The following is a 16,749-nucleotide window of genomic DNA, read 5'->3' as shown; positions in this document are numbered from 1 at the left end:
CCGACTATGACAAGGAGAAGCTGCAGGAACGTCTCGCCAAGCTGGCGGGCGGCGTTGCCGTCATCCGCGTCGGCGGCGCGACCGAGTCGGAAGTCAAGGAAAAGAAGGACCGCATCGACGATGCGCTGAACGCAACGCGCGCCGCGGTTGAAGAAGGCATCGTGCCCGGCGGAGGCGTGGCACTGCTGCGTGCCAGGTCGGCACTGGCCGGCTTGAATGGCGCCAATGCCGATGTTACCGCGGGCATCTCGATCGTGCTTCGGGCTCTCGAAGCGCCGATCCGCCAGATCGCCGAGAATTCCGGCGTCGAAGGCTCGATCGTCGTCGGCAAGCTGATCGACAGCAAGGACCACAATCAGGGCTTCGACGCCCAGAACGAGACCTATGTCGACATGATCAAGGCAGGCATCGTTGACCCGGCGAAAGTGGTGCCCACCGCGCTGCAGGATGCCGGCTCTATCGCGGCCCTTCTGATCACCGCCGAAGCGATGATCACCGACATTCCGGCCAAGGATGCCGCACCTGCGGGCGGCGGTGGCGGTGGCATGGGATAGAGACCTTGGCGTCTGGAGAAGTCCGTGCGTGAGCCGACGCTGCTTCCGGTATTCGGAGGCTTGCGGTCAAGCCGCCGGTCGCCGTTGCGGCCGCGCCGGGCAGGAGAATGAAGAACGGGGTAGCCCGCATGCGGCAGGGCATCTCGTCGCACGGGGGCCTGGCTTTGAAGGTGTGCGTGGCGCTGTGGACAGTCGTTGTCCTGGCGGCAGTGTTTTTCATTCTGCAGGCCTGAACCGATCGACACACATTGGTGCCGGCGAAAATGAATAGGACGCGAGTATGGCAAACCGCTACGCGCTTCGCATGGACCGCCCGGACAGTTGGACAGTTTTCGACGTTTTCACCGGCCAGCCCGCCGAGTCCAACAATAGGGTCATGGTCGGCATCAATGCCGGCGAAGCGGACGAGATGGTCGGCCGGCTGAACGATCAAGACGCCAAGCGGCGGGAACAGACCGGCCGCTGAGCTGACGCGCCGCAGAGCAAATTCGCCGGAATGATTCGCTAAGCACCTGTGGGGGGCGTACAGTCCGTTGTCGCCGGCCGCAGAACAATGGGCACCGGCGCTTGAGAGCGCCCATCGTACTCGATGGGAGCCGCATTATGGACAACGATCAATCGGCCGATGTGATTTCCAGTTTTGACTGCAATATCCTGCGTGACGCGTTCAGAACATCGGTCATTGAAAAGCAGACCCCCGAGGATCAATGGCAGGCATACGCCGCGCTTTTGATCCGCGACTATACCGGCAACTCGGATTTTGATCCGGCGTTGCTGGCCTGGATCGTGCGACCGTAATCTTATCGCCGTGCAAGGTGCCGGGGCGGACAGCCGCTCCGCGCTCTCTTTCATTTTTTGTCAAAAAGGACAATAAGCATGAGGAATATGAAAACTCCGGACGCTCCGGCCATACCGGTCAAGCCAATCGTCGGAACTGGAAAAATCCTGTCGAAGCGGCTGACAATCAGAAGCGACGAAGCAACAAGACGAAAGTCCGCCGACACCGACGGCACGGTGCGGCGGGCGCGTCAAATTGCGGAAAACAACCGCCTGATTTGATGCCCCTATCTCCCCTTTGGGCAAAACCCGGACATCATGCAGCCCAAGCCGATCGTCAGCTTTCAGGAAGTCGCAGAACTGATCTTCTACGGCCGACATTGCCGCGATCCGGCCTGTCGCGAACGCGAACTTTTGACCCCAAAGACGCCATTTGGCGGCGAACCCATAGACGGCCGCTTCTGGCGCTAGTTGCCCGTTCCGGCGGCCGGCTCAAACGGCAAGCCCTGACCCAAACGAGCCATTCCGGCAGGCAAGCTCTAATGTCTCGAATGTGGTGACTACGACATTGGTTACACCTCGCCGTATCAGCGGTCCATCAAACGTGCGGGAGAAGGGATTTGCTGGTGAGGTCGGTTTCCTTTCAGAACAACCAATACTATGATCCGCTGGGGCGAGGCCGACAATGGATCGCAAGCTTTCCGCGATTTTAGCCGCAGATGTAGTGGGCTATTCGGCTCTGATGGAGCGCGATGAGGCCGGTACATTCGAACGCCTTCGTGCCGGGCGCAAAGAATTGTTCGAACCCGAAATTGCTCGCCACCACGGCCATATCTTCAAGCTGATGGGCGATGGGATGCTGTCCGAATTCGGCAGTGTCGTCGATGCCGTCGAATGTGCAGTGTCGCTGCAGCGCGGCCTGTCCGAGCGCAACGCCTCGCTTCCCGAAGCGGAACAGATTCAGGTGCGGATCGGGATCAACCTCGGCGAGGTGATCGTTGACGGCGACGACCGGTATGGCGATGGGGTCAACATCGCGGCCAGACTTCAGCAGTTGGCGGAGCCAGGCGGCATCTGCGTCTCGGGAAAAGTGGCCAAGGAGGTCGAGAGGAAGCTGGCGTTCACATTTGAGTCAATGGGCGAACAGAGGGTCAAGAATATCACCGAACCAGTTCGGGCGTATCGCGTACTGCTTGATCCAGCGGCAGCGGGCAAGACCCTCCATGCTCGCCGCCAGCCGCGCGCCTGGCGTTTTCCGGCCGCGGCGGGAATTCTCGTCCTGGCTCTCGGCCTTGCAGTAGCATGGTGGCAGCCGTGGGAGAGGCCTGCACCGCTTGCCGTTCCGACCGTCAGCGAGGCAGCCGACACCCGGCCCTCGCTAGTCGTCCTGCCCTTCGACAATCTCAGCGACGACAAGGAACAAGAATATCTCGCCAACGGCTTCACCGAGGATCTGACGACCGCACTGGCGCGTGTGCCGGGTCTTTTCGTCTTCTCCCCCAACGCGGCCTCCGCTTACAAGGACAAGGACCCGAAGGAGATTGCGGCGGCATTGGGCGTCCGGTACCTGCTGAAAGGCTCGATTCGCCGCGTCGGCGACGACATGCGCATCAATGCGCAGCTGATCGATGGCTCGACTTCCAGACATCTCTGGGCGGAGCGTTTCGACGGCCGGTGGGCAGACGTATTCGCGCTGCAGGACAGCGTTGTCAGCAGCATCGCGGGTGCGCTCCAGCTCCGCCTGGTGAGCGGCGCGCCGGCTACCCGGGCCGGAGGCACCAGTAATCCCGAGGCCTATGAGGCCTATCTCAAGGGGATGGACATCTACAACCGTATCAACACGCCCGAGGAGTTTGCGCAGGCTGTGAAGTATTTCCAGCAAGCCGTGCAACTCGACCCCGATTTCGGCGCGGCGTACGCCCAGCTCGCCTGGGCCTACTGGGACGCGGATGTCGGTCGGGTCGTAGTAATGGGGCTTACGACGGACGTGGCCCAGGGCAAGATCTATGAAACCCTGGAAGCGGCGGCCAGGGATCCTTCGCCGGGTTACTATCAGCTCGTCGCCGAGTTGATGGTCCGCGAGCACGACTCGGACGACGCAGTTACCGTTCTTCTGAAGTCGGTGGCGCTCGATCCCAGCGATACTTGGAATTATCTCTCGCTGGCCAATGCTCTGAATTTCAACGGCAGGCCGAAGGAAGTGCTTAGCTATCTCGATGCGGCTGCGCGCGTCGACCCAAACTCGTGGATGGACTACAGGCGCTACCAAGCCGGACTGGCCGAGTTCGGCCAGGAGAAGTTTGAGGACGCGGTTCGCTCTATCGAGAAGATGGACCTTATATCGGCCGATCCACGGGCGAAATTTTATGCCCTGCAGGTCCTTATTTCGGCTTATGGGCATCTTGGGCGCACAGACCAGGCCGCGGCGGCTTTGGAAACGCTTAGGAAGGTTGTTGGGCGGGTGGACAGGGGGCCGAGCCAGTTGATGACCCAGGATTACATGGTGTTCAAGAATACGGCCGATATCGAACGCCTTTTGGCCGGGCTGACCAAGGCAGGTGTGCCAGAGCTGTCGGCATTGGCAAAGGCAGGCACGAATCCGAAGGACCGGCTCACAGGGGCGGAAATAAAGTCTCTCATGTTCGGGCACGAAACGCGCGGAAAATTGGTAATGCCCACGTTCCTGCCGATGCAGCGCACAACCTCGGTCGACGGCGCCGTCAGCGAGACCGTTGGCCAGAGGAGCCGCGTAGGAACCTCGTGGGTGCAAGGCGATTTCTTGTGCAACGCCTTTCCCAGAGAACTGACAAGCTGTGGGGCGATTTTTCGCAATGTGTTCAGGACGCCGGGGCGCGACGACGAATACAAGGCCGTTTACCGCGGGGACCAGTTCGAGTTTTCGGTCGTCAAGTGAACTCCCAAATGCCGGTAAGTCTGCTTGCCGAGTAGACGCGACGTTGTTGGCATAACTGCAAACGTCGACAATTGGCGCAATCAAGACGTCCGGCCCTGTCGCTGGCCACGTCTGCTTTCAGGCAGCTGCTAAGCCAATCTCTACGGCCGACATGGGCGCAAAGCATTCGCGGCTCCAATCGGGAAGTGGAGCCGCTGTTGGTCAGACCTCCGTTGCCTCGGCAAGTTCAAGGGCATCCTCGACGTCGACACCGAGATAACGGACCGTGTTCTCGATCTTGGTGTGGCCAAGCTGCCAAGCAGGATCTGGATGGCTCGAAGATTTCCCGTCGCCTTGTAGATGATGGACGCCTTGGTGCGTCGCAGAGAATGCGTGCCGTATTCCTGGGGTCTAAGCCCGATCGCCGCGACCCATTCGTCGACGAGACGGGCATACTGTCTCGTGCTCAGGTGAGCTGCGCGCTGCGCGGTCGATCCTGCTCGGAAATGCATAGTCATCAACGGTCCCGCCGCGTCGTTCCAGCGTTCCAGCCACACGAGAAGGCTCGCGCGAGCGTCACCCATCAACTCGAACTGCACTGGCCGCCCCGTTTTCTGTTGCACTACCATCGCGCGGCTGCGGATTTCCGGGCCGATTACAAGAGTGCCGATCTTGATCTTAACGAGATCGCAGCCCCGAAGCTTGCTGTCGATCGCCAGATCGAAGAGCGCTCGATCGCGCAGGCGCTGCTCCCGATCAAGGAAGAAACGGATCGCCCATATCTGCCGAGGCTTAAGAGGGCGTTTCGTGCCAACCTTCATGCCCGCATTCCAAGCGCAGTGATTGGTGGCAACGGGGTCGTAGTGTGAATGTCCCATTTGGCTTCTCCTTCGGCCATGATTGGCCCCAGGAGGAACGCGTATGGCCTGTCAGGGTCTGGGCCGGGAGCGCACTGACAGCTCTCAGCTGCCGATCTTCAAGAGCGGACGTTCAGTCCGGTCGCTTTCTAATGTCCCGAAAGCTAACTTCCGGCGGGATCGGAAATGCTGACTCGATCCGGTGTCAATATGTGTCGTGACCTGACCGCTGAGCCGCCCTTCATCAGCCCATTTCGCTGCTCGATAACCGACCCTTCACCGCAACCAGCGTTCCTGATCCCAAACCGGACATTGCGAGCGTCACCCCCGCTTTGAGCGATCGCTCTAAATCGCGCGGACGGGAGTTCAACGAAGGAGGCGCGTCCGACAGGCTGGCCTGTTTCCTCGCGTTATGCATTATGGAGTTCTAAATTATCCGGGCATCAATCTGAGTTTTGAGTTGAAGACGAGCGTCGCACTCTCCTTCGGGTCGTTTACACTGGTGCCCGCCGAGCGCATGCTACTGCAGGGCGATCAAAGATTGAAGATCGGCAGCCGTGCGCTGGACATCCTCATCGTCCTGGCGTCGCGGCCCGGCGAAGTCATCTCTAAGGATGAATTCGTCTCGCTGGTCTGGCGGAACACGTTCGTCGAAGAAAACAACCTGCGCGTTCACATCGCATCGCTCCGCAGGATTCTTGGCGAAAGCAGCGACGCTCCGCAATACATCTCCAACATCCCCGGCCGGGGCTACAGCTTTGTGGCCGCGGTCTCTCATAAGGCGGCCCCTGTCAGTCTAGAGGGGCAGCCGGCCTTTGGCGGCAAGCCGTCGGTGCCCCGTCTTGCGAACCGAGTTATCGGCAGGGAGGCGGTTATTGATCTGCTGGAGCGACAGATGCCGGAGCAAAGGCTGCTTACGGTCGTAGGACCAGGTGGTATAGGAAAGACGACGGTGGCAATCGCGCTTGCGGACCGTCTCAAAGACCAGTATCCGGGCGGGACCGCATTTGTGGATCTCGCTGGGATTTCGAACGGAGAACTGCTCACCGGGTCGATTGCCGCCAAGGCAGGCTGTGTGCTCTCGTCGTCTGATCCTCTTGCCGAGCTTGCCAGACAGCTCAACCACCGCTCGATGCTGCTCATCCTGGATTGTTGCGAACATCTGATCGACGAGGTGGCGGTCGTCGCGGAAACCCTGATCGCCGAGACGCAGCAGTTGACCATCCTTGCGACCAGCAGGGAACCGCTTCGTATCCCAGCTGAATGGGTTCTTCGCCTGCTACCCCTGGACTGTCCAGGCACCAACGAAGCGCTCGACGGCCCTACTGCGCTGCGTTTCCCGGCAGTCCAGCTTTTCGTCGAACGCGTTTCAGCCAGCGTCGGCGGCTATTTCCTGAGCAACGCCGAAGCGCCGATCGTGGGCGAGATTTGTCGCCGGCTCGACGGCATCGTGCTTGCCATCGAGCTGGCCGCCGGGCGTGTGGACACCTTGGGCATTGCAGGCGTCGCGGAATCGTTGCGGAACAATTTCGACATCCTGACCCGGGGACGTCGCACGGCGCTTCCACGCCACCAGACGCTGCGGGCGACGTTGGACTGGAGCTATACGCTGCTCTCGTCGACACAACAGTTCGTCCTTGCCCAGCTATCGCTGTTCAACCAGGAATTCACGCTCGAAGCGGCGCGCGCCGTTGTATCGGGCGAAGGGGCGGTCGATGTGGAAGGCAGTATCGTTGACCTCATCGCGAAATCGCTTGTGGTCGCCGACCGCAGCGCGCATCCCATCCGCTACCGCCTGCTCGACATGACGCGCGCCTATGCGGCGAAGAAGCTTTCGGCATCCGGCTTCGAGAACGAGGCGTCATACAGGCATGCGACCCACTACCGCACGCATTTCGACGATGCCGCGCGACAGTGGCAGGTCGCGCAGGAGCCGGTATCCCCGGAAATCTACAGCCGCGACATCGGCAATCTGCGCGCGGCCCTCGACTGGTGCTTTTCGCCAGCAGGCGAGAGCGCGATGGGCGTTGCGATGACAATCGCGGCGATCCCATTGTGGTATCAGCTGTCGCTCGTCGACGAATGCCTGTCGCGTGTCCAGCAAGCGCTGGACTGGCTTGAAAAGCAGCCGGAAGCCGACAAACGGAGTCTGATGCAGCTGCATGCGGCATTGGGATTTCCGCATATGCGCGCGATTTCGGGCCGACCCAGCGGCGCTGAGGCGTGGACGCACGCGCTCGAGATCGCCCGCAACGTTGACGACGTGGACTTCCAGTTGCGTGCCCTCTGGGCACTCTGGGTGGATCGAACCAACAGCGGCGAACCCCGCGCCGGGCTCGAGATGGCCGAAGCCTTTCGCATACTGTCGGAGCGGTCGACCGACGACGCCGATCGGCTTATTGGCGAGAGGATGAAGGCCAGGTCGCTGCACCTGCTTGGCGACCAGGCCGGTGCGGAGGACCATGTGCGGCGCATGTTGGCCGCCTATAAAGCGCCGGCTAACAGAGCACACCTTGCGCGCTTTCAATATGAACAGCGCATTACCGCTCGCATTACGTTCGCGCGTGTGCTGTGGCTTCGCGGCAAGACAGACGAAGCTCTGCGCGAGATAGACGACCTTATCGAAACAGCGATTGCCGCAGGCCACAATCTCACGCTTTGCCACGCGCTTTCGGACGCGGCCTGTCCGGTGTCGCTGATGGCGGGTGATCTGGCACGCGCCGAACGCTACACCGAAATGCTGCATCGACGCACGAGAGATCATGCGCTTGATGTCTGGCATGCCTATGCGGAGTGCTTCGAGGGCGACATCCTGATCCGGAGTGGCGAGGCGGCGACAGGCGTCACCCTCGTTCGCGAAGCTCTCGACCGGTTGGATCGCGCGGGATTCTATCTCTATCAAACGGTCTTCCAGTCAATCCTCGCCTCCGGGTTAACGAGGCTTGGCCGTGAACCGGAAGCCATGGCTTTGCTGGATGGCGCACTGTCGCGATGTCAAGTTAGCGGCGAGGCTTGGTATTGCGCTGAGCTGATTCGCCAGAAGGGCACGATCTTGGCCGGGCAATCCTCCCGCCGGCCCGACGCCCGGGCGCTCTTTGAGCGTGCGATGACGATTGCCCGTGATCAGGGAGCCACAATCCTGGAGCGACGTTCAGCCGACAGTCTTGCCGCGCTAAACAGGCACGTTAGCACCGTTTAGCATCGATTTACTGGATTACACCGCTCTCCTGCGCGACTGTTTCGGCACCGAACGAAGCACACACTGTGCCCAGGAACAGAGCGATGAACTCAACCCGCATTACCTCCTTTCGTCGAACGGTCGTGGCCGACCTGACCCGCACCGCACTGCTCTCTGTTCTGACAACTGCTGTACTGGCCACAACTCCGGTTCAGCAAAATCAAGCAGCGGCATGCGGTGCCGCTTGCGTAGAGACGCAGACGCTCGATGTTGGCGGCATCGCCTACCCGCGTGAGTTCCGCGAGGAGGTCACCCGCTTCTTGGGCGATGAGACGCGGCCATGAGCGCCTTCCTATTCTCCGCTTCTTTCACCCGTCGCGACGTGCTTGCGGCAGGCATGGCCAGCGCCGCAGCGACGCTACTGCCGGCGAACCCAACCCAGGCGCTCTCAGTGGAAGCTGCCACCCAAACCAGAAAAGGAAAACAGACCATGGGCTTCATCACCACCAAGGACGGCACCGAGATCTTCTACAAGGATTGGGGGGCGGGCCAGCCGATCGTCTTCCATCACGGCTGGCCGCTCAGCGCCGACGACTGGGACAATCAGATGCTGTTCTTCCTGGAAAATGGCTACCGTGTCATTGCGCATGATCGCCGGGGCCACGGCCGCTCGACCCAGACCGCCACGGGAAACGAAATGGACACCTATGCCGCCGATGTCGCGGAGCTGGCCGAGGCGCTGGACCTCAAGGAAGCCGTCCACATCGGTCATTCGACCGGCGGCGGCGAGGTCGCGCACTATGTGGCGCGCGCCGAACCGGGGCGGGTTGCCAAGGCGGTGCTCATCGGGGCGGTGCCGCCAATCATGGTGAAATCGGACAAGAATCCAGGCGGCCTGCCGATCGAAGTGTTCGACGGATTCAGAGCAGCGCTTGTCGCGAACCGCGCTCAATTCTACATCGACGTTCCTTCCGGCCCCTTCTACGGCTTCAACCGGCCAGGCGCGAAGATTTCGCAGGGTCTCATCGAGAACTGGTGGCGGCAGGGCATGATGGGCGGCGCGAAGGCGCACTACGACTGCATCAAGGCCTTCTCCGAGACAGACTTCACCGAGGATCTCAAGGAGATCGACGTTCCGGTGCTGGTCATGCACGGCGATGACGACCAGGTCGTTCCTTACGCGGATTCCGCGCCGCTTTCCGTCAAGCTGCTCAAGCGTGGCACGCTGAAGACCTATGAGGGTCTGCCGCACGGACTCTGCGCTACGCATCCCGAGATCGTAAACCCCGACCTGCTCGCCTTCATCAAAGGTTAGCTGGCAGCGAAAGCGGAGACTTGCCGTGAATTCAACCAGCACGTCGACCTACCGACGCTCGTCCTGCACGGAGACGACGATCAGATCGTCCCGATCGCGGATTCGGCGCTGCTGTCGGCGAAGCTGATAGGTGATCAAAGGTGCACCGCACGGTTTATGCACCACACACAAAGACGAGGTGACCGCGGAGCTCCTCGCCTTCATACGCAAAACGGCTGACTACCCGCATCCTCCCCCACAGGCCGTTGACTGCGCTACGCGGGCAACCGCGTGCCCGCGTAGCGCCTTTCCTCAACAATACCGGCAGCCGCCGGACAAAGGAGATCAAATGTTCACTTTCAATACCCGCCGCACCGCGCTGGTGTTCGCTGCTGCACTGCTTTCCTCGAGCCCAATGCCGATGATGGTCAATGCCCCTGTAAGCGCCGCCGCTGAGACCGTGGACTCGACCACCCATTACCACACCGTCAAGATCAGTGGCGTCGACGTTTTCTATCGTGAGGCAGGGCCGGCTAACGCGCCGGTTGTGCTTCTGCTTCACGGCTTCCCGACCTCTTCACACATGTTTCGCAATCTGATCCCGGCGCTTGCCGACCGCTATCACGTGATCGCGCCCGACTACCCGGGATTTGGCGAGAGCGCGGCACCTGATCACACCAAATTCGCGTACACCTTCGCTCACTACACCGATCTGGTGGATGGCTTGCTGGGGCGACTCGGCGCGAACAACTACGCGATGTACGTCATGGATTATGGCGCTCCGGTCGGATACCGGCTCGCGCTCAAACATCCGGAACGGGTAACCGCCTTGATCGTGCAAAACGGCAACGCTTACGAGGAGGGCCTGAAGGAATTCTGGGATCCGATCAAGGCCTATTGGGCGGACGGTTCGGCCGCGCATCGGAAGGCGCTGAGTTTCCTTGTCACGCCTGCCATCACGAAATTCCAATACACGGACGGCGTAGCCGACGTTTCCCGGATCGACCCGGACAATTGGGGACATGACCAAGTCCTGCTCGACCGTCCCGGCAACAAGGACATTCAGCTCGATCTCTTCCACGACTATGGCAGCAACGTTCCACTCTACCCGAAATTCCAGGCATTTTTCCGCGAGCGCAAGCCGCCGATGCTGATCGTATGGGGCAAGAACGACAAAATCTTCCCCGCCGATGGCGCCGGCCCATATCTTCGTGATTTGCCAGGAGCCGAGCTTCATTTGCTGGACACCGGGCATTTCGCGCTCGAAGACAAGCTGGACGAGATGGTTCCGCTTATCCGGGACTTCCTGGACCGCAAGGTGGTTACTAACTGAGCCGGCGTCAGCCCCGCGATCTGAGCGCTGGCGGCGTTACGGCCGCCAGCGGATGGCCGGAAAACGCCCGCCAGAATTTACTTTCGCCTCGCGGCTTTTTGCCTGTGCTGCCTGGCCGCCTGCCGGCGCTCGATGGGTGTGCTCAGTCGAAACCTGAGCGCCGTCAATGAGGTTCGCCCGCCAGCCGCAGGCGCGGACCATACCGTCTCTCTTCATCGCCGCCGCGGCCAACTTGGATCAGGAGATTTCGTGATGAGCAAGCTCAACGGAAAAGTCGCAGTGATCACCGGTGCAACGAGTGGCATCGGTTTGGCCGCGGCAAAACGGTTTGCGGCGGAAGGCGCCCGTGTATTCATGACCGGCCGACGAAACAAGGAACTCGATGCGGCCGTCAACGAAGTTGGCAATGATTCGCGAGGCATTCAGGGCGGTTCAGCGTCTACGGCGCCAGCAAGGCAGCAATCCGCAACTTCGCGCGCAGTTGGATACTCGATCTGGCCGGCCGAGGGATCCGCGTCAACATACTTGTTCCCGGCGCGACCTCTACTGCCGGCTGGCACGAGCTCGCGCCATCCGAGGAGGCACACAAAGAGATGATCCGGTTCGTGTCGACAAGAACGCCGTTAGGGCGTCTCGCTGACCCCGACGAAACCGCAAGCGCGGCCCTCTTCCTTGCTTCCAGCGACAGCAGCTTCGTCACGGGAAGCGAGCTGTTTGTGGATGGCGGCTCCGCGCAGATTTAGATTTCAGGTTACGTCGTGGGGACCGTGACACAACCGCTTGCCAATCGGAACACTGACTGAAAAGAGAAAGATCATGCCTGAACAACGCCCGCCGCTACCGCCATTCACCCGCGAAACCGCCATCCAGAAGGTTCGCAGTGCAGAAGATGGCTGGAACAGCTGCAATCCCGAACGCGTTTCGCTCGCCTATACTGTTGACAGCTATTGGCGCAATCGCTCGACTTTTGTGCAGGGGCGCGATGCTATCGTCGCCTTCCTGACCGGCAAGTGGGTGCGTGAACTGAATTATCGGCTGATCAAGGAACTTTGGGCCTTCACGGACAACCGCATCGCCGTTCGCTTCGCCTATGAATATCACGACGATTCCGGCAACTGGTTCCGTGCCTATGGCAATGAGAATTGGGAATTCGACGAAAACGGCCTGATGCAAAAGCGCTTTGCCTGCATCAATGATTTGCCAATTCAGGAATCAGAACGCGAATTGTTCTGGGACCGTTCCGGACCACGTCCGGCCGATCATCCGGGCCTGTCGGATTTAGGATTGTAATCGTCGGAGAAGGTTCGAACTTTATTCCGGTTCTTGCCGAGATCCTCCGCGAACATGGCTTCGAAGGCGCGAGCCGCCATCCGCCAGAAGAACGGACTCGGGGAAATCTCGAAGTTGGCCCCACGGATCTGCCAAATCGTCTGGGTTCTCGTGCCATCTAGCCCACCATCTAGCGGCTCGCAGGGAGCAATGAATGGCCCACAAATTCGCCGAAATCGGGTTCACTGACGCAGTGAAATCCGTGCAGCAAACGATGGGCAGCCGCAGCGCTTATGCACGCCGTGAAGTCGGTTCCACCGGCAACGTCGCCACGGACAGCCGTATTTCGCTGCTGCTGATCGACTCTCCGAACAGGCGCCGTCTCAAGGTCTTCGGTCGAATGCATGTCATCGGTACCCAAGATGATGCGGCGCTCGCGGCAAGGCTGACACTCGCCGACTATGCTTCGGCGGTCGAGCGCGTGATGCTCATCAAGGTCGAGGCCTTCGACTGGAACTGCCCGCAACACATACCCCCGGCTTTACCGAAAACGATATTGCGGCAGCTTTCGCCACTCACCGGGAGTGTAGACGGATGCAGGACAAATCGCAAACATCGGAAGCGCCGATATTCGGCGTAGTTCATTGCGCTGCCGGTCTTCATTCTGCACGGCACGGCGGACAAGGGGACGAAGCCGGCCGGCAGCCAATTGTTTTCGACATTGTGGGCTCGTCCGACAAGACGCTCAAGTTCTATCCCTCCCACTTTAACGACCTGCTGAACGATCTTGGCCGCGCAACGGTCATGTCGGATGTGCTGGCATGGATCGGGGCGCGTTTGCCGGTCGAGCAAACCTCTGCCGCAGCAGGTTGACGGTTCACAAGGCTCACGGGTGGAGTAAAGCAACGTGTTTCCGGAAGCGCCAATTCGCATTGCTGTCATGCTCAGTCCCGCGTCCGGCGACGGTTGTGTTGAGTTCTCTCGGTTCCTTGCCGTCTACTACGCGCTTCTGGATGCCGGCGCTGAAATGCTGCTTGCGTCGGTATCAGGAGGCTATCCCTGGCCGACGCGGCCCAAACGACCCGGCGGGGAAGGCAGCGAACTGGCGGCGCGGTTTCGAAGCGACCGGCATGCTCGCGATGATCTGGCAAACACGCTTACCTTTGGCCAAGTCTTCATCGAGGATTTTCATGGTGGCTTCTGCGTCGGTTTGCCGGGCTCAATCTGGAGCAGCAACGATGACGGCTTGGCGGGGTCGCTGATCGGTCGATTTCTGCAGGCCGGCAAACCGGTTGCAGTCCTCCCAAGCCTGTTCGACATCCAACCGAAAGGCGCGGGTGGCGGCCTGCTTATAATCGGCGATGGCGATTGGCCGCCGTCGCGGGCCGTTCATGCGCTCTTGGCTTCGGTTCCGAGGCTATCTGAGAAAGAGAGGACTCTCCCGTGACGCTCCACAGACGCAGTTTTCTTCGCGGTGCAGCAAGGTCCGCTTTCAGGCGGTGGCAAAGCTAGTCTCTACGGCCGAGATGGGGCGCAAAGCCGACGTTGAGTTAGCAAGTTCAGGCCCAACGGATGTTCATGATTTGTGCTTCAAAAGTCGCATAATTGGCAGTGTGGAATGCACAAAGCAGTAGGAGGAGTGGGGCCCCGTTCATAACGCGTGGGCCCCGCTAACATCAGCTGAGTCCGCAATTCAGCTAATCCGGCCGTGCTTCGGATGCGACAGCGTCCAGGAGCAGGGTAACGTCGACATTGACGCTGGTAATGGCTTGCGAGTGAAGGGGCTAATTGGCCCAACGGGCGATGGAGACTACCAACGGGTAGTCCTGAACCGGTACCTCATGGATATTGATCGATGTCCCCGTACGATCCAACAGCAGAAGCAAAGGAGTCATCCCCCCGTCCGATTTGCTCGCGATCGCGGCAACTCGCTGAACATCCGCATGGCTGTCAACGCGAACATTGAAGAGTATTCGGGCTCCAGATTTATCGGCGCAGTCGCCTGCTACGGAATCGAAGCTGGCCGCTGGAAAATCTGCAGCTTGGACAATCATCTCGATCAAAACCGTTTCGAGTTGTGGCGTGCTACCCATCCAGCAATGTAGTCGGGAGACTCCCGCATAAATCAAGCAGGCGCCGTGGCGTATCCCCGGAGATCAAGTTTGGCACGTGCAGCGTCGGTGCTGATCCCAAACCGCAGCAGGCCGGTGGTCCGGACGTCGATCACCGTCAGGGCGACGTAGCATAGACTTCGGACACGGCCCAGCCAGCGATTTCCGAGAGATGCAGCGTGCGGTCAGATTTTCAATCGAACCGGCCGCGAATATCCGCCTCGGCGATGGCCGTCGCCAGGTCGCGAGCAATGTAGAGGGCCATCAAGGACCGGTCGGGGCTTGCGAAGCGCGATGTCCGAACCCCATGCCCAATGGAGTAGCTGCGAATTTGGCCCTACCTCAACGAGACCGATTGCGAACTGGCGGAGATGACTGTCTTCACCGCAACCGCGATCGGGCTATTCGTCCTTTTCGATGTTCGCGAATAGCGCGAAGGATAGGCGGTGGTTCTCTCTTCCGGTTCCGGTCAGGACTGACAATCCGGGCATGGCCTACAGCTGGTGGTAAATGCTGCTGACGTGCTGGTCGAGGAACATCTGGATCAAACTTTTTGCGTCCGCTGGGGAACAACTCTCTATGTCAAGGATTGAGGCGAACGTGAGAAGGGACAACTCATCACCATGTTCGACGACAACGACGACCGTGCCCGCCGTGCTGAGCGGGACCATCCGCAGCCCGTTACCTGGCCAAAGAGACCGGCATCTCGGAGAACCAGGCGCGAGACCTACGATCGCCCGTCGTTGCTGCGCGAGGCTCGCATAATGAAGAAGGTGCCTTAAAGTCGCTCGCCGCCCTCTGTCAATTCGGATCGATCTCAACCGAAGCACCTCAATGCTCGATCGGCTGGTCCTTACGCTGTGCTCCGCCTTCGGCTACTTGCTTGTTGAAACCAAAAATCACGCTCGATTCGAACAGCAATCAACGAGCGGAGAGGCCGTCGCGTTCCTTGTGGCTGTGGTGGTGCGGTGACGCACGAAGCTCGATGCGGAGCGCCAGCGGCCGCACACAACGAGCCTCCGCTGCCCACTGGCAGCCAAAAACCCTCTGGAAGTTTTGTCGTTTTCCGTGCCTGCGGTTTCAGGGACCGGCGGCGGCGATTTGGTGTATGGTAATTCTGCACGAACAAAGTCCTGTGGCGAAGGGGGTTTGTCACGCCGATACATCGAAAAACCGAAGACGCTGGTGTTTTCAGGCCATCCGAGATGGCACTGCTGGGCCGCGTATTCGAACGCTTGGTCGATGCGCAATCTGAGTATCAACGTGAGGCGCTCGCGTCCCGGATCATCGCGAACTAGATGGCCGGGATACAGGACGAGGAAGAACTTGGTTCGGCCTCCAAGCTACCACTGGGACGATAGGCGGCGGCCCGTCACGGTGAGTCGGACCGGAGCCCACCGCGAAAGGTGCGGCGGGCTTTTTCTTCGTTTGCGGGCGCGCGTTCCTCAATCCTAGAACACGTTGATCAACCGCAGAAAAAACAGCACGATTGCGGCCAGCACGTAAACTCCAAGCAGCCAGACTACAGGCATAAAGATGCCGGTATCGTGTTTCAGCTTCAGAGTAGCTCTTCGGAGCAACCTATACATTTCACATTCCGCGCAACCCATTCCCACAACTATCGAGAGATATTCTCGTTCCACCAATGCCAAGGAGTTGAACTCGGCCGTCTGCCTGACTCCTCCAAAACCTCGGCTAAACCCGTTTCCATGCCCTTCGCAAGCGCTGTAGCTACACTCTGGTGAGTCTCAAGAGGCAATTCAGACGCCAATCCGATTGTCCCAAAGCGGGACTAGAACCCTCGAACACCGCCAAGCTTGGGCGTCGGCCGGCAGCCCGACACTATCGGGCAGACCGTCAGGTGTGTTGCCGCCCTGGGCCAGCGCATCGGTGATCTTCAAATCCTCAACGCGGATCGTGCCTGACGTGACGAACAGCCCGCGATAGCCGCCGTCAGCCAGCGTATGCCCGTCGCCCAAAATGGTGACGTTGCTGTGCACATCCGACAGGTTGCCGCCGCCGCAGTCAGCCTGATGTCGCTGGTCAAGGTGATGCTGTCGCCATCGGCTTGGCCGGCCAGCGCCGAGCGCGGCTCAGATTCGTTGCCGACGACGTCCTCCGTTGCTAATGCGGGGCCAATTGCGGCCCCGACAGGATCAGGGCCGCCGGCGTCGTCCACTTCGCACGCATCAGCGGCCGCCTTCTGTTTGCCATGAGATGCATTCGATTGACCCCCAAGCCGGAAGGTACATTGCGAGGCCCGGCCCCTGAGCGCAGGCGACGCAGCGGCCGGAAGGTGACGGATTGAGTCTTGTCGACCAGTCGTCATTTGACGAGATCCGGACCGCCCGCAAAGGCAAGGTTTCGGGTACTGAACGTCAGGCAACAACAGGTCATTTCTTTGCCATCTGACCTAGCCAAAGAAACCAAGGGAGCAGCCAACTCGGATCGATATGTTATCCGGCTGCACCGGCCCACCGTGT

16 protein-coding genes and 1 pseudogene are annotated in these 16,749 nt (G+C 60.1%); 14 read left to right on the top strand and 3 right to left on the bottom strand.

Going from position 1 to position 16,749, the window contains the following annotated elements:
- The 5 genes from NKH16_RS33605 to NKH16_RS33585 form a co-directional block, all read left to right on the top strand.
- The coding region (locus NKH16_RS33605; RefSeq protein ID WP_352903766.1) for a TCP-1/cpn60 chaperonin family protein at positions 1–554 on the top strand (554 nt) is incomplete at its 5' end.
- A 280-nt stretch (positions 555–834) separates the two neighbouring features.
- Positions 835–1,020, top strand: a complete 186-nt coding sequence (locus NKH16_RS33600; protein WP_352903764.1) for a hypothetical protein — start codon at positions 835–837, stop codon at positions 1,018–1,020.
- 137 nt (positions 1,021–1,157) lie between these two features.
- Entirely contained in the window at positions 1,158–1,352 is a 195-nt protein-coding gene (locus NKH16_RS33595) for a hypothetical protein (RefSeq protein ID WP_352903763.1), read from the top strand.
- Positions 1,353–1,430: 78 nt separating this feature from the next.
- Complete coding sequence (locus tag NKH16_RS33590) at positions 1,431–1,613, top strand: hypothetical protein (RefSeq protein WP_352903761.1); 183 nt, start codon at positions 1,431–1,433, stop codon at positions 1,611–1,613.
- Between the two features lie 403 nt (positions 1,614–2,016).
- Positions 2,017–4,245, top strand: a complete 2,229-nt coding sequence (locus NKH16_RS33585; RefSeq protein ID WP_352903760.1) for an adenylate/guanylate cyclase domain-containing protein — start codon at positions 2,017–2,019, stop codon at positions 4,243–4,245.
- Positions 4,246–4,385: 140 nt separating this feature from the next.
- On the opposite strand, the gene NKH16_RS33580 is transcribed toward NKH16_RS33585, so the two are convergent.
- Positions 4,386–5,045 (bottom strand): tyrosine-type recombinase/integrase, encoded by a 660-nt coding sequence (locus NKH16_RS33580; protein WP_352903768.1) that lies wholly within the window; start codon positions 5,043–5,045, stop codon positions 4,386–4,388.
- A gap of 496 nt (positions 5,046–5,541) precedes the next feature.
- Between NKH16_RS33580 and NKH16_RS33575 the strand changes: the two genes are divergently transcribed.
- The 9 genes and pseudogenes from NKH16_RS33575 (at position 5,542) to NKH16_RS33530 (ending at position 13,602) form a co-directional block, all read left to right on the top strand.
- Positions 5,542–8,280, top strand: a complete 2,739-nt coding sequence (locus NKH16_RS33575; RefSeq protein ID WP_352903758.1) for an ATP-binding protein — start codon at positions 5,542–5,544, stop codon at positions 8,278–8,280.
- A gap of 83 nt (positions 8,281–8,363) precedes the next feature.
- Positions 8,364–8,603, top strand: a complete 240-nt coding sequence (locus tag NKH16_RS33570) for a hypothetical protein (protein WP_352903756.1) — start codon at positions 8,364–8,366, stop codon at positions 8,601–8,603.
- A gap of 146 nt (positions 8,604–8,749) precedes the next feature.
- Complete coding sequence (locus NKH16_RS33565) at positions 8,750–9,574, top strand: alpha/beta fold hydrolase (RefSeq protein ID WP_352618184.1); 825 nt, start codon at positions 8,750–8,752, stop codon at positions 9,572–9,574.
- 394 nt (positions 9,575–9,968) lie between these two features.
- The gene (locus NKH16_RS33555; RefSeq protein WP_502896537.1) at positions 9,969–10,886 is read left to right on the top strand and encodes an alpha/beta fold hydrolase; all 918 of its coding nucleotides are present in this window, start codon (positions 9,969–9,971) and stop codon (positions 10,884–10,886) included.
- Between the two features lie 249 nt (positions 10,887–11,135).
- A pseudogene (locus NKH16_RS33550) lies at positions 11,136–11,629 on the top strand (SDR family NAD(P)-dependent oxidoreductase).
- A 73-nt stretch (positions 11,630–11,702) separates the two neighbouring features.
- On the top strand, positions 11,703–12,176 hold the full coding sequence (locus NKH16_RS33545) for a nuclear transport factor 2 family protein (protein ID WP_352618179.1): 474 nt from the start codon (positions 11,703–11,705) through the stop codon (positions 12,174–12,176).
- Positions 12,177–12,369: 193 nt separating this feature from the next.
- Positions 12,370–12,795 carry a hypothetical protein gene (locus NKH16_RS33540; protein WP_352903754.1) on the top strand — a complete coding sequence of 142 codons (426 nt, stop codon included), beginning with the start codon at positions 12,370–12,372 and terminating at the stop codon, positions 12,793–12,795.
- Positions 12,750–13,028: a hypothetical protein gene (locus NKH16_RS33535; RefSeq protein WP_352903752.1), complete on the top strand. Its 279-nt coding sequence runs from the start codon at positions 12,750–12,752 to the stop codon at positions 13,026–13,028. Before NKH16_RS33540 ends, NKH16_RS33535 begins: the two co-directional genes overlap by 46 nt.
- Before the next feature lie 34 nt (positions 13,029–13,062).
- Positions 13,063–13,602, top strand: a complete 540-nt coding sequence (locus tag NKH16_RS33530) for a transporter (protein WP_352618148.1) — start codon at positions 13,063–13,065, stop codon at positions 13,600–13,602.
- Positions 13,603–13,939: 337 nt separating this feature from the next.
- Here the strand turns inward: NKH16_RS33530 and NKH16_RS33525 are convergent, their stop codons facing one another.
- Complete coding sequence (locus tag NKH16_RS33525) at positions 13,940–14,218, bottom strand: hypothetical protein (RefSeq protein WP_352903750.1); 279 nt, start codon at positions 14,216–14,218, stop codon at positions 13,940–13,942.
- Positions 14,219–16,026: 1,808 nt separating this feature from the next.
- Positions 16,027–16,266: a hypothetical protein gene (locus NKH16_RS33520; RefSeq protein WP_352903748.1), complete on the bottom strand. Its 240-nt coding sequence runs from the start codon at positions 16,264–16,266 to the stop codon at positions 16,027–16,029.
- Positions 16,267–16,749 lie beyond the last annotated feature (483 nt).

This window comes from Mesorhizobium sp. M1307 (assembly GCF_040318155.1).
Lineage (GTDB): Bacteria > Pseudomonadota > Alphaproteobacteria > Rhizobiales > Rhizobiaceae > Mesorhizobium.
This window is presented reverse-complemented; position numbering and strand designations above follow the sequence as displayed.

What these genes read in the sequence shown, in the direction of transcription:
- NKH16_RS33600 (WP_352903764.1), top strand. Translation starts at nt 835, where the DNA reads ATGGCAAACCGCTACGCGCTTCGCATGGACCGCCCGGACAGTTGGACA.
- NKH16_RS33595 (WP_352903763.1), top strand. Translation starts at nt 1,158, where the DNA reads ATGGACAACGATCAATCGGCCGATGTGATTTCCAGTTTTGACTGCAAT.
- NKH16_RS33590 (WP_352903761.1), top strand. Translation starts at nt 1,431, where the DNA reads ATGAGGAATATGAAAACTCCGGACGCTCCGGCCATACCGGTCAAGCCA.
- NKH16_RS33585 (WP_352903760.1), top strand. Translation starts at nt 2,017, where the DNA reads ATGGATCGCAAGCTTTCCGCGATTTTAGCCGCAGATGTAGTGGGCTAT.
- NKH16_RS33580 (WP_352903768.1), bottom strand. Translation starts at nt 5,045, where the DNA reads ATGAAGGTTGGCACGAAACGCCCTCTTAAGCCTCGGCAGATATGGGCG.
- NKH16_RS33570 (WP_352903756.1), top strand. Translation starts at nt 8,364, where the DNA reads ATGAACTCAACCCGCATTACCTCCTTTCGTCGAACGGTCGTGGCCGAC.
- NKH16_RS33565 (WP_352618184.1), top strand. Translation starts at nt 8,750, where the DNA reads ATGGGCTTCATCACCACCAAGGACGGCACCGAGATCTTCTACAAGGAT.
- NKH16_RS33555 (WP_502896537.1), top strand. Translation starts at nt 9,969, where the DNA reads ATGCCGATGATGGTCAATGCCCCTGTAAGCGCCGCCGCTGAGACCGTG.
- NKH16_RS33545 (WP_352618179.1), top strand. Translation starts at nt 11,703, where the DNA reads ATGCCTGAACAACGCCCGCCGCTACCGCCATTCACCCGCGAAACCGCC.
- NKH16_RS33540 (WP_352903754.1), top strand. Translation starts at nt 12,370, where the DNA reads ATGGCCCACAAATTCGCCGAAATCGGGTTCACTGACGCAGTGAAATCC.
- NKH16_RS33535 (WP_352903752.1), top strand. Translation starts at nt 12,750, where the DNA reads ATGCAGGACAAATCGCAAACATCGGAAGCGCCGATATTCGGCGTAGTT.